Origin of the sequence: Gottfriedia sp. NPDC056225, assembly GCF_042267765.1 — a bacterium.
Taxonomy (GTDB): Bacteria; Bacillota; Bacilli; order Bacillales; family Bacillaceae_G; genus Gottfriedia.
Genome location: NZ_JBHJTJ010000021.1, coordinates 39,647 through 52,258 on the forward strand (window position 1 = coordinate 39,647; position 12,612 = coordinate 52,258).

Below are 12,612 nucleotides of genomic sequence, written 5' to 3' on the forward strand. Positions count from 1 at the left end.
TGTATACAAATAACTCTCTTCCTAGGTGAGAAAGAGAGTTGTTTAAACATTGTTTAATTTTATCAATTATTTATTAATTGATATATCTGCTGAATAAATTGTATGAACATTTCCTAAATGATCTTCAATTAGTAATTGCCCTTCATCCGTGATACCAATGGCTTTACCGACGATTTCCTCATTTAAAGTAGTTGCTTTGATTTGTTTCCCTAATGAAATCGCATAACTTTCCCATAAAAGTTTAATCGGTTTAAATCCTTTTTCCAAAAATATTTCATAGAACTTCTCAAATTCAGATAAAATAACTTGAATTAAACTTGCTCGCATAAAGGTTTGTCCTTTTTCAATGCGTAAGGATGTTGCGATATCCGCTAGTTCTAAAGGGTAATCTTCTTCAACTTGATTGACATTGACCCCTATACCGATCACGACACTTTTAATGCAATCAGCATCCCCTTGCATTTCGGTTAAGATCCCACAAACCTTTTTATTATTAATTAGAATATCATTTGGCCATTTTATATTAGGATGTAACCCTGTAACTTTTTCAATTGCTGAGGCAATAACGACAGCAGTTAATAATGTTAATTGAGGGGCTACCCTTGGTGAAATAGCTGGCCTTAAAATAACACTCATAGCAATTGCTTTTCCATCTGAAGTTAACCAATTTCGCTGCAATCTTCCACGACCTAATAATTGACGTTCAGCTAAAACAATTGTACCTTCTGGTGCATCATTTAAAACCAATTCGTTTGCGATCGTTTGAGTAGAATTTGTTTCTTCATGATAGACTACGTTTCGTCCAAACTTTTTCGTTTCTAAACCAAGTTGAATATCAGTTGAAGTCAATCGATCTGATTTTCCTGTTATCTTATAACCGACCTTCCTTACCGCTTCAACTTCTATTCCCTCTTCTTGTAACTCTTTCATGTATTTCCATATTGCAGTACGTGAAATTCCTAATTCATCACTCAAAAACTGTCCTGATAAATATTCATTACTATTTTCTGTGAATAACTGTAAAATTCTTTCTTTTACTTTTGAAGCCAATTTCCAAACCACTCCTTAACAGCAAGTTGGTTATTCTCAAGTTGATTCTCAACAATAAGATATTCTATTTCGCTTATTACTTCTTTCAACCACGGTCCGCCTTTTATTTGTGACCATTCTAATAAATCATTACCTGTAAAGCTCAAATCGGACTTTGAATAAATCGGTAATTTATTATATAGACTCTTTAAAATTTTTTCATCTAGTTCATTTGCATTCAAGTGGTCTAGAACTAATTGTAAACGCTCATATTTTATTGCATCCGTTAATCCAACTTGATATAACTTAGTATTGCTCCATTCAATTTTAGTTTCAATTAGCAGATCATAAATGTTTAATATTTGTTTAATTCGACCATTAGACATCTTCCAACTTCGTAAAATTTTTTCCGGATTTTCAAAATTGCATTTATATAAAATTAAAGCCCAAAATTCTTCGACATCTTTTAAAGATTGGATTGGAAGATCTAATAGTTCTAAAAATTGAGTAGTGCAATATTGAAAACTTGGAAGATGATTTAATAACTTTGTTTTTATTAAAAGGTCGATTGCTTTTTTAGGTGACTTTCCTAGCAACATTTTTTCTATTTCAACTGAAATTCTTTCAATTGCAATTTTTTCAATTAATTCTTTATTTGAATGAATAGCATTATACGTTTCATCATTTAAACGAAAATCTAATTGACTTACAAAACGTATGCCTCTTAACATTCGAAGAGCATCTTCTTGGAATCTTTCTTTAGCATCCCCGACACAACGTATTAAGCCATCGTTTATATCATTTGCACCATTAAAAGGATCGATTATGTCGTTATTCGGTGTCATCGCGATTGCATTCATTGTAAAATCTCTTCGTTTTAAATCTTCTTCAATTGATTTTACAAATGTCACTTCAGAAGGTCTTCGATTATCATGATAAGTAGATTCAGTTCTGAATGTTGTAATCTCATATTGTTCACCATTATGAATCACTAAAACCGTACCATGCTGTAGCCCTGTCGGAACAGTTTTTGGAAATATGGACATAACTTCTTCTGGTAAGGCAGAAGTAGCGATATCAATATCCCCTACATTTCTTTGAATTATTTTATCTCTTACACAACCTCCGACAAAATAAGCTTCAAAACCATTTTTTATTAGTTTCTCTAATATTGGCTTTGCTTTTTCGAATAGTTCCATATTAGTTCATTCCTACTAGCTCATTATAAATAGATAAATATTGTGATACGATTTGATTTGAGTGAAATCTTTCTTTCACAATTTCAACTGCGCGATTTGAAATTTGTTTATATAATTTTTCATCTTGTAATAAATTAAGTGTATAATATGCGATTTGATCAATATCACCAAGTTCACAAATATAACCGTTTTCACCGTGTTCAATTACTTCGGGGATTCCACCAACTCGTGTTCCAATACATGGTACACCACAAGCCATAGCCTCCAATAATACTAAACCAAAGCTTTCTTTTGATGAAAGGAGAAGTTTTATGTCACTCATTGAAAGCAATTCTTCAACATTTTCTTGTTTACCTAGGAATAAAACATCCTTTTCAATGCCAAGCTCTCTAACTAATTTACATAAGCTAGATATTTCTGGACCGTCACCTACTAATAGTAACTTGGAAGGAATTTCTTTTCGAACTTTGTTAAATACATCAACTACATCTTTTGTTCGTTTTACTTGTCGGAAATTAGATATATGTATGATTACTTTCTCGTGTTCTTGAATTCCGTATTCAGCTTTTAAAGCTCGACAATTTCTTTTGTAGTACACTCTTTCATCAATAAAATTATATACTGTTTGTATTTCTTTATCAGGATTTACTAATTCCTTTGTTTGACGTATTAAATCATTCGAAACTGCTGTTACGACATCGGATTTTTCAATACCAAATTTAATTAACTCTGTTAAAGAGGAGTCATAACCTAGTACGGTTATGTCAGTACCATGTAATGTAGTTACAATTTTAATATCATGATGAATCATTTGTTTTGCTAGAACAGCACATATTGCATGCGGAATCGCGTAATGTACATGTAAAATATCTAATTTTTCACGGTTTGCAACTTCAGCCATTTTACTCGCCAAAGCTAAATCATATGGTGGGTATTGAAAAACTGAATATTGATTTACTTCAACTGCATGATAATAAATATTAGGATACACTTTATTTAAACGAAACGGCATACTTGATGAAATAAAATGAATTTCATGTCCTAGTTCTGCTAATAATTTACCTAGCTCAGTAGCGATGACGCCAGAACCACCTACAGTAGGATAACATGTGATCCCAATTTTCAACTTCATTTTATCTCTCCTAAACTTCTTCATTTCTTTTTAAACTAACCAATCTGCATTTAATAGAATTGGTTTCTTGCTTAGAAAACCTTCTCCATATGGAATGCCAACTTCTTTACCAAAAATTTTTTCTCTTGCAATAACACTATTTACATAGTCGTTTGTTAGTGGTGTTACTACACCATCCGGACCTTGCGTAAATTGACTTTCATACGCTTCAAGTGCTGCTTTTTTTATTTCAATTGTTTCGGAAACATCAACAATAAAATTCGGACGATGGAAACCATTGATCATATATTGGAAAACGTGTTTAACCTTATGAGCATCATGATTCGTATTTACATTAAATTTTCGAATGCCTGAAGAAAAAACCGCTTCTTCGATAATTTTTGTACAATTTCCATGATCAGGATGTCGATCTACTTCATATGGAGAAAATACAATACTAGGTTTTGTCATTCGTATTAATGCAACTACTTGTTTTATTGCCTCTTCTGACAAGTATAGCCCACGGTCAGGCAATGATAAATTAAAACGCTTTGAAACGCCTAAAATTTTATCGGCTGCTTCAGCTTCTTTCCTTCTAATGAACGTATCACCATTTGATGAAAGCTCTGCCTCTGTTAAATCACAAATAGCAACCTTATAGCCTAGTTTAGTAAATTTAGCAATCGTACCTGCCATTCCGATCTCAACATCGTCGGGATGTGCTCCAAATGCTAGTACATCAAAATATTCCACATTTCTCACTCTCTTTCAAACTAACTAAAAATTTTATGACTGCCTTAGCAGTTTGAATATGCGTAGCAACCGGGACATGAATACTTCACATTAATAATGAATACGATTTACATTCGAGTTCATGTGATTGTGTATTCATTTTACGAAAGTCCCGTTGCCACTTATCATATCTTTAGTCCATGATATTTTCTAAGCCGTATACTAGTTCTGAAAGTTTCATTACCTCTTCAACTGCTACCTTTACTCCAGACATAAAGGAAGCTCGATTCATTGAATCATGTCGAATTGTTAATAGTTGGCCATCGCCACCAAATAATACTTGTTGATGTGCAACAAGACCAGGCAATCTAACACTATGTACCCTCATACCATTCATTTCGGCACCTCTAGCGCCAGTCTCAGTTTCAACTTCATTAGGATGGCCTTGTACTTTAGCCTCTCGAACTTCTTCAATCATTTGAACTGTTTTTAAAGCTGTACCTGAAGGAGCATCTAATTTTTGGTCATGATGCAGCTCAATAATTTCGATATCTTTGAAATATTTAGCTGCCATTGCTGAAAACTTCATCATTAAGATTGCACCAATCGCAAAATTAGGCGCGATAATACAACCTAGCTCTTTATTAGAAGCTAATTCTTTTAAATCTTCGAGTTCTTCTTTTGTAAATCCAGTTGTACCGATTACAGGTCGAATTCCATTTTTCAATGCTAAAAATGCATGCTTTTTACCGATTTCAGGTGTTGTTAAATCGACAAGTACATCAAAACTTTCATTTTCGATACATTCCTCTAATGTTTCATATATGTTTGCTTCACCTTTAAACCCTTGGTTAATCTTTTGAATTTGTTCTCCACCTAATTTATAATCAACTGCTGCTACCAGGTGAAAATGCTCAGTTCGATCAATTAATTGTAATGCTTCAGTTCCCATTTTCCCTCTCGGTCCAGCCAATACTACTCTAATTAATTTTTCCATTTTATTCTTCCTTTCTCGTCCAACGATCTTTATCTCTTGTATTAAATTTTTTCATAACAATATCATGCGCGTCTGCTAAATCAATATTTAAACTATTTGCTAAACAAATCATAACAAATAATACATCACCTAGCTCTTCTTCAATTAGTTTTTCTTTTTCAGTACTTTTCTTAGGCTTTTCACCATATGTATGATTTATTTCTCTAGCTAGTTCTCCCATTTCCTCAGTTAACCTAGCCATCATTGCTAAAGGACTAAAATATCCTTCCTTAAATTGGCCTATGTATGTATCTACTTCTTTTTGCATTTCTTTCATCGTTTTTTCGTGCATACTAATATCAACTCCTCAATTAAATCTTATCGAAATGACCACTTTTTGACAAATTATATATTATTTTACTTGAAAAAAATACAAGATAAGATAAAAATAAGAGTTTAGGGTGATTTTAACAGTATGGAGGAAGTATATGTTTTTTAAATTAAAGTTACGCAATATCTTTTTTATCATTTTAGGTTCTGCAATTTTTTCTTTTGGAATTATGAATATTAATATTCCAAACAATCTAGCTGAAGGAGGCTTTACAGGAATTAACTTAATTCTTTTAGCTGAATTAAATATCCCAGTTTGGATTTCAAATCTGGCCTTAAATATTCCATTATTTTTTATTGGATGGAGATTACTTGGTACAGTAACGATGCTTTATACAATTATCGGAACAGTTGCAGTATCATTTTTCTTAAAACTATTTGAGAAATTTACTTTCAATATAGATGTGCATGGCGATTTAATGTTAGCTTCATTATTTGCAGGTGTATTTATTGGGATTGGATTAGGAATTATCTTTAGATTTGGTGGTACTACTGGTGGAGTTGATATCATTGCTCGATTAGTCTATAAATACAAAGGTATAAACATGGGTAAAACAATGTTTATATTTGACTTTGTAGTTATTACACTTTCTCTTTTAACTTATTTAAAAGCATATGAAGCAATGTATACTTTAGTTGCAGTTTTTGTCGGAGCAAGAATTATCGACTTTATGCAAGAAGGTGCATACGCTGCACGTGGAGCAAATATTATTTCTGAGAAAAATGATTTAATTGCTGCCCGAATTATGAAGGAAATGGAACGTGGAGCAACTTATTTAAAAGCAACAGGTACATTTACTGGAGAAAGTAAAGACGTTCTATTTTGTGTAGTACCAAAAAATGAATTAGTTCATTTAAAAAATATTATTCAAGATATTGATCCTCATGCCTTTGTGGCAGTTACTGAAGTTCACGATGTACTTGGTGAAGGATTTACCTTAGATGAAAATAAAGTTCCATTACATCCGTAATTATTAACTAAATCAAAAAGAGGTTCTAGGCTAATTGGCCAGAACCTCTTTTAATTTTGTACTCATTTAATCATCACTACGTGTCATTCCTGTATAAATCAAAATTAATCTTAATAATTCTGCTACGGCCACAGCAGCTGCTGCAACATATGTCAATGCGGCTGCATTTAAAACACGTTTTGCATAAACATGCTCATTCGAATTAATGATCCCCAATGTTGTAACCTGTTTTAAAGCTCTACTTGAGGCATCAAATTCAACAGGAAGTGTAACAATTTGGAATAGTACACCTAGTGCTAATAAAACGATACCTATTAATAATGCACCTGATAGACGAGAAAACATACCAATTAATATAAATACATATGAAAAATTAGAACTGAAATTTGCAACAGGTACTAATGAATGACGGAATCTTAAAAAACTATAGTCATTTGCATCTTGAATTGCATGTCCTACTTCATGAGCAGCGACAGCTGTACCTGCAACTGAATATCCATGATAATTTTCAGATGATAATCTTACTACTTTAGCACGCGGATCATAATGATCAGATAAATATCCACGAGTTTCTTCAACTGCAACATTGTAAAGTCCGTTTTCATTTAAAATTTTTCTTGCTACTTCTGCACCTGTTAAATGAGATGTAGAACCAACTTGCGAATACTTTTTAAATGTCGATTTAACTCTCATTTGAGCATATAAAGGTACAATCAACAAAATTAAAAAGTAAATTAAATAACTCATTGTAATTCCTCCAAGGAGTGAGATTTTACGATATTGTATATACTTTTAGAGAAATTTGTCAATCATTATGTTCTCTTCGTTTTTTATTCTTATTTCGATCACCTATATATTTTCTCCATCCAACGTAACTTAATGTCCCTACAATAATTACCCCTGTTGTAAAAATTGTCCAAATCGAAACTGGTGGAATAATTGAATTCCCTTGACCAAAAATGAATAATAATTCACTTTGGGTCTCATCTAATTTTTGTTGAAATGCAGGTAATGATTTTTGATTAATTCGATAGTCATCTAAAAATGAAACAAGTGAGTTAATTTTTTTAACTTCATCATATGGCAAATCCATTATAAGACTAGGATAGATTATTTCAAATTGATTCAAAAACTGGTTTAATTGAGTTTCATAAGCTTCCGAGTTCCCGCGCTTATATGCTGAATCCATATTTTCTAATGGTGTCATTACTGACTTTTTCATTTCTTTCCACATTGGTTGCATTGTCGTTTCAGAAGCATCAATCAATAATCTTAGCCCTAATACATCTGCAACCTTTTCTTGAGGGTCTGATCCATCGTTTTTTAAAGATACTAGCGCATTTTGAAATGTAACTGCAATTGTTTCTAACTCTTTAGGAGTGAAATCTTTATTTTTTTTAGCTGATGCCATATATTTTGACTCTAGCTGCTCCAATAGATTAGATCCATGAACGTAATCACCATCTTGTACTAAAGAAAGCGATTGTTCAATAAGTGAAGTTTCTTGATCTATTTTAGCGTAGCCTTTTACGGTATTAAATGAAAAGAAAATAAAAAAAACGCTTATCCCTGCAATTAATTTTTTCATCAAACCCCTCCCTCATAACTACTAATAATTATGAGAGAAAGGACAAGATTAGAACCCTTCAAATACGAGCTCTTTTTTTAAAAATTAATTGATAATAAGCCAAAAAGATCACTAATATCGTCAACCAAAATGTTATTAATGCAATCCAAATTCTAAAATCAGATAGCATAAAGTATTCAGGCATTGTACCAAAAACATAGTCAAAAATCAGATCTTGTAAAATCCAAATACTTGCAACTATCAACTGCCACTTTTTAACTCTAAATGTTTGTGAATATAAAAGAGCTTGTACAGCCATAGCTCCATGCGAAAAAATTAATAAGTATGCAATCGTATCAAGACCGCCTTTAACGTAGAGAACCATGCCATTCATAATAACAGCCCAAATACCGTATTTTAGCAAGCTTACATATGCAAGTGCCTCAATTAACCCATTTTGCTTATTTAAGATGAATAACAACAATACAATGCAAAAAAATAACGACGCAGTTGGACTATCTGGAACAAATATTTTTAACCAACCAGGAGTATAGGCAAGCTGAGGTTTGTACCAATAATATCCATAGGCAGTACCTAATACATTTATAATGAATAGGGCAACCATGTTTGGTTTTAGCCGTAGCATACTATATAAGTTCACTATTTCATTTCACTTCACTTTCATTTTGGTTAATCCACAAATTTATAACACACAAAGTTCACAATTTATATGTATCAACACGATTTTAACATGTTATTATTTCAATATACAATTCAACATAAAAAAAGAGTCGAAAATTCGACTCTCTTTTCATTACTCTGATTTACCTGCTTTTGCAACGAATTCAGCTAAAACCTTAAGTTCTGCATCAGTTCCTTTAAATACGCCTTTAGGCATATTTTGCCCACCATTTCTTGCGATATGTGCAATTTGATCAGGTGTTAAGCCCGTATTTTGAAGACTTGGAGCTGCTGCACCACCTTGAAGATTATCTCCGTGGCAAGATACACAAGTATTTTTTTGCAATAGTTTATATCCTGGATCTTCTTTATTTAATTCAACAAAAGTACGAATCTTACCTTGTTCTTTTTGTTTTTTCCAGTCATGGTGAGCTGCTGCTTCCCATGTTAAATAAATTACACCAGATAAAGCTAATAACATAAAACCAGTTGCTAATGGACGTTTCATTGGCTTTCTATGTGGACTACGATCTAAGAACGGAGCTAATAATAAGCCACCAAAAGCAATACCAGGAATTACGAATGCACCAATTACGTTATAGTCACCTGATGCATAGCTATATTTTAAGAATTGATATAAGAACAAGAAATACCAGTCTGGTAATGGCGTATAGCCAGTATCAGTTGGGTCTGCAACCCTCTCAAGTGGAGATGGATGTGCAATTGTTAATGTTAAATATCCAATTAAGAAAACCGCTCCTACCATCCATTCTTTTAATAAGAAGTTTGGCCAGAATGCCTCTGTTTTTCCTGGATATTCAGAATAATCTTTTGGAACATTGGGTTTACGACCTTCCATTGCAGGTACACGAGAGTCACCTACAAATTTCATTCCTTTACCGCGATGCATGTTCTCCCTCCTTTATTTCGACACACTTTAGTCATTTTTTTACTAAAGCCCCATGCACTAAATCTTATAGTGGACCTGAAATACCTTGCTTACGAATGATCAAGAAATGGGCACCCATAAGAGCAAGTAAAGCACCAGGTAAGAAGAATACATGAATTGCGAAGAAACGAGTTAATGTTTGTGCACCGATGATTTCCGGATTACCTGCAATTAACGTTTTTACTTGCTTACCAATAAATGGTGTTTGTTCAGCAATTTGCAGACCTACTTTCGTCGCAAATAACGCTTTCATATCCCAAGGTAATAAATATCCTGTAAACCCTAAACCAAGCATTACGAAGAAAATTAGTACCCCTACAACCCAGTTAAGTTCACGAGGTTTTTTATATGCGCCTTGGAAGAATACACGTAAAGTATGTAAGAACATCATAACGATTACTAAACTTGCACCCCAGTGATGCATACCACGAACAATTTGTCCGTATGCAACGTTGTTTTGTAAGTAATATACTGATTCCCATGCATTTTTAATATCTGGTACATAATACATTGTTAAGAACATTCCAGATAAAATTTGAATTACTGTAACGAAAAATGTTAATCCACCGAAGCAATATACGAATGCTGAAAAATGGTGTGCTGGATTAACGTGTTCTGGTACTTCATGATCAGCGATATCTCTCCAAAGAGGCGTAATTTCTAATCGCTCATCTACCCAGTCGTAAATTTTGTTAAGCACGATTATTTACCTCCTGTATTTGGTTCTAATTTACCAAGATAGAAAGAATCACCTTTCACTTTTACCGCGTAGTTGTCTAGTGGACCAAGCGGTGGTGTACCTTTAATGTTTTTACCATCTTTAATGTAACGTCCCCCATGACATGGACAAACAAACTCGTTTGGAAAATCTTTGTTGTCATTCCAACCAACTGTACAGCCTAAATGCTTACATGTAGGTGATAATGCAACAATTCCTCCGTTTGAATTTTTGTAAACCCATGCAATGTGAGTAGCATCAGATTTAACCCAACCATCAACCTGCTTTACTTTAAAGTCAAAGCGTTTTGGGTCAGTTGTTAAATCTTTCACTAGACCAACTTGCACCATTTCTCCAGCTGCTTCTTTTTGTAAGACTGGGTCAATGGCAAAACGAGCCAATGGCATAAGCATTCCTGCTGCCATGAAACCGCCTACACCTGTTAAAGTGTAGTTTAAAAACTGGCGTCTTGAAACCTTTTCACTCATGAAAATTCCCCCCTCTATCACAAGTACTCCTGTACGGACAACAGCTATAATAATAAAACTAGGACACTTTCATAATATAATAACAAATTTAGAAGGTCAATAATATCCTAATAATAATCATAGTAATAATGTTGTTTTTATTTTTATCCCCATCTTTTAGAAAATAATGCATTAATATGTGATAATTGTTTATCTACTATTACTCTTTGTGATGATTCATCTAAACTATTTATGTTTAAAGTGGGTAACCATATTAACGATTCATCCATTTCAGATTCAAATTGTCTCCAATCAAAATCACATGTCAAATAGAAAACATGCTTAATGCCTTCACCTTTAAACCCTTCATACCATGCCTTTAATCGGTCTATTTTATTAGATTCTTCAGGCAAATAAGTAAATTCTGGGGAAATCACAACTCTACCTTTATATGTACGTTCAATCTCAGAAGTAAGGATTATTATGTCCTCTCGTTGTTCCGCTAAAGAAATATTTTCTTTTTTCAAAGAAACGGGACAAAGTGGAATAACGATCGTATCGATGTACTCCAAATTTTCTAAAACTTGATTTAATTCATTCGTTGTCCATTTCATCAAAATTACCTCTTTCTATTAAAATAATTTAATTATAATTGTGAAATTTTTGTGAACAAATATCTATTTTCCATTTAACCATACATTACTATTTTAAGAAAGAAAAAAAGCCCTCAAAAATGAGGTCTTTTTCCAGGGTGTTGAAAAAAGAACATGTATATAATTTAGTATTTATTTCAAGCTAAAAGAAGCTATATGCGGTTAATTTGCACTATAGGATTCTAATTTCAACGGGGAAAGAATCGTCCTCCTCTGCACGCCTGTAAGGTCTTTAGCCTTCGCTTTTCCCATCGGAGCCGAGGAATATCAGTTCCAATAACTTCTACAAAATAAAAAAGCATGTAATGAAGAACCTTAATGATCTTTACCCTTCGCTTTAAATCGTCGCTTATAACTAATCATTGAATTTGTTTTTCAATCAATTAGCAACAATTTATATTCCCCCTATCAAAGATTAAACCAATTAATCCATCTATATGTGCATATATTGTTCATTTCTTTCCCTTGAACTTGTAGTAAGAGGCAGCGATAAGGAAGTAAGTGTCTAGACGGAAGATTAAAAAGTGTTCTAAAAATGCTTTCCTAAATTCTGAAACAATTAAAAAGCCCCCAAAATTGGGGACTTTTTCGATTTTACATTAAGTTAATAAATTTAGTTGCTTTGTTAATTCTTGGAATAGTTTTTTGTCTTGTTGATCAAGCGCGTCATCGATCATTCTCATTAATCTGTCTTTTTGAAAGTTAATAATTGAATCTGACAATAGTTTTTCAGCAATAACGCGATCTTTTTCGTTACTATTTAAATTTTTTGGTATGTGTGGATTCTCTTCTAAAACTGAAACAAACATCGGGTATTGAAAAGAAGATTTAAAATTGAGCTGGATATAAATATCCTCATCCCTATTAAGTCGAATATCATGAAATGATTTCTCTGCATCCGTCGTCATCACATTTTGTTTATAAAAATGAAATGGGACTTCTTTAACACAGTTTGTCGACATCACTAAACCACGTGGACAATATTTAGACTGTTCTACGAAATGAACCTTTTTCATTAAATAATCATGGCTCATTAGGTAATTTAAAATCCAAACACACTCTCTTTGCTTCAACTGAAAATTACTTAGAAACCATTTTACAAAATCTTTCTTCTCATTCACAGATACAGGGGTTGCCATTATTAAATCCCTCCTCTGTCCTTTAAATTT

General features: G+C 32.9%; 15 protein-coding genes. 1 reads left to right on the top strand and 14 read right to left on the bottom strand.

Annotated elements, in window-relative coordinates; all coding sequences use genetic code 11:
• Window positions 1-66: 66 nt before the first annotated feature.
• The 6 genes from ACFCYN_RS14585 to ACFCYN_RS14610 all read right to left on the bottom strand — a co-directional run bounded on the left by ACFCYN_RS14585 (window position 67) and on the right by ACFCYN_RS14610 (window position 5,399).
• Window positions 67-1,050: a biotin--[acetyl-CoA-carboxylase] ligase gene (locus ACFCYN_RS14585; protein WP_375950063.1), complete on the bottom strand. Its 984-nt coding sequence runs from the start codon at window positions 1,048-1,050 to the stop codon at window positions 67-69.
• On the bottom strand, window positions 1,035-2,228 hold the full coding sequence (locus tag ACFCYN_RS14590; RefSeq protein WP_375950065.1) for a CCA tRNA nucleotidyltransferase: 1,194 nt from the start codon (window positions 2,226-2,228) through the stop codon (window positions 1,035-1,037). The genes ACFCYN_RS14585 and ACFCYN_RS14590 overlap by 16 nt, the downstream gene beginning before the upstream one ends.
• 1 nt (window position 2,229) lies before the next feature.
• Window positions 2,230-3,360, bottom strand: a complete 1,131-nt coding sequence (bshA, locus tag ACFCYN_RS14595; protein WP_172444130.1) for an N-acetyl-alpha-D-glucosaminyl L-malate synthase BshA — start codon at window positions 3,358-3,360, stop codon at window positions 2,230-2,232.
• A gap of 30 nt (window positions 3,361-3,390) precedes the next feature.
• Window positions 3,391-4,092, bottom strand: a complete 702-nt coding sequence (bshB1, locus tag ACFCYN_RS14600) for a bacillithiol biosynthesis deacetylase BshB1 (RefSeq protein WP_142317560.1) — start codon at window positions 4,090-4,092, stop codon at window positions 3,391-3,393.
• Window positions 4,093-4,264: 172 nt separating this feature from the next.
• Entirely contained in the window at window positions 4,265-5,068 is an 804-nt protein-coding gene (dapB, locus tag ACFCYN_RS14605; RefSeq protein ID WP_375950067.1) for a 4-hydroxy-tetrahydrodipicolinate reductase, read from the bottom strand.
• A 1-nt stretch (window position 5,069) separates the two neighbouring features.
• Complete coding sequence (locus tag ACFCYN_RS14610; protein WP_098170924.1) at window positions 5,070-5,399, bottom strand: nucleotide pyrophosphohydrolase; 330 nt, start codon at window positions 5,397-5,399, stop codon at window positions 5,070-5,072.
• Between the two features lie 136 nt (window positions 5,400-5,535).
• On the opposite strand from ACFCYN_RS14610, the gene ACFCYN_RS14615 reads away from it, so the two are divergent.
• Window positions 5,536-6,408 carry a YitT family protein gene (locus tag ACFCYN_RS14615; protein ID WP_098121054.1) on the top strand — a complete coding sequence of 291 codons (873 nt, stop codon included), beginning with the start codon at window positions 5,536-5,538 and terminating at the stop codon, window positions 6,406-6,408.
• Between the two features lie 66 nt (window positions 6,409-6,474).
• On the opposite strand, the gene ACFCYN_RS14620 is transcribed toward ACFCYN_RS14615, so the two are convergent.
• From ACFCYN_RS14620 to ACFCYN_RS14655, 8 genes are all read right to left on the bottom strand, one after another.
• The gene (locus tag ACFCYN_RS14620) at window positions 6,475-7,155 is read right to left on the bottom strand and encodes a zinc metallopeptidase (protein WP_098121053.1); all 681 of its coding nucleotides are present in this window, start codon (window positions 7,153-7,155) and stop codon (window positions 6,475-6,477) included.
• Between the two features lie 58 nt (window positions 7,156-7,213).
• Window positions 7,214-7,996 carry a sporulation protein YpjB gene (locus ACFCYN_RS14625; protein WP_172444128.1) on the bottom strand — a complete coding sequence of 261 codons (783 nt, stop codon included), beginning with the start codon at window positions 7,994-7,996 and terminating at the stop codon, window positions 7,214-7,216.
• A 58-nt stretch (window positions 7,997-8,054) separates the two neighbouring features.
• Window positions 8,055-8,621 carry a DUF1405 domain-containing protein gene (locus ACFCYN_RS14630; protein WP_172447586.1) on the bottom strand — a complete coding sequence of 189 codons (567 nt, stop codon included), beginning with the start codon at window positions 8,619-8,621 and terminating at the stop codon, window positions 8,055-8,057.
• A gap of 168 nt (window positions 8,622-8,789) precedes the next feature.
• Window positions 8,790-9,566: a menaquinol-cytochrome c reductase cytochrome b/c subunit gene (locus ACFCYN_RS14635; RefSeq protein WP_172444127.1), complete on the bottom strand. Its 777-nt coding sequence runs from the start codon at window positions 9,564-9,566 to the stop codon at window positions 8,790-8,792.
• A 64-nt stretch (window positions 9,567-9,630) separates the two neighbouring features.
• Window positions 9,631-10,305, bottom strand: coding sequence for a menaquinol-cytochrome c reductase cytochrome b subunit (gene qcrB, locus ACFCYN_RS14640; RefSeq protein ID WP_056466653.1), 675 nt, complete (start codon window positions 10,303-10,305; stop codon window positions 9,631-9,633).
• 2 nt (window positions 10,306-10,307) lie between these two features.
• Window positions 10,308-10,811, bottom strand: coding sequence for a QcrA and Rieske domain-containing protein (locus ACFCYN_RS14645; protein ID WP_172444126.1), 504 nt, complete (start codon window positions 10,809-10,811; stop codon window positions 10,308-10,310).
• Between the two features lie 143 nt (window positions 10,812-10,954).
• Complete coding sequence (locus ACFCYN_RS14650) at window positions 10,955-11,404, bottom strand: DUF2487 family protein (protein WP_375950071.1); 450 nt, start codon at window positions 11,402-11,404, stop codon at window positions 10,955-10,957.
• A gap of 638 nt (window positions 11,405-12,042) precedes the next feature.
• Window positions 12,043-12,582 carry a ReoY family proteolytic degradation factor gene (locus ACFCYN_RS14655; RefSeq protein ID WP_172444124.1) on the bottom strand — a complete coding sequence of 180 codons (540 nt, stop codon included), beginning with the start codon at window positions 12,580-12,582 and terminating at the stop codon, window positions 12,043-12,045.
• Between the last annotated feature and the right edge of the window lie 30 nt (window positions 12,583-12,612).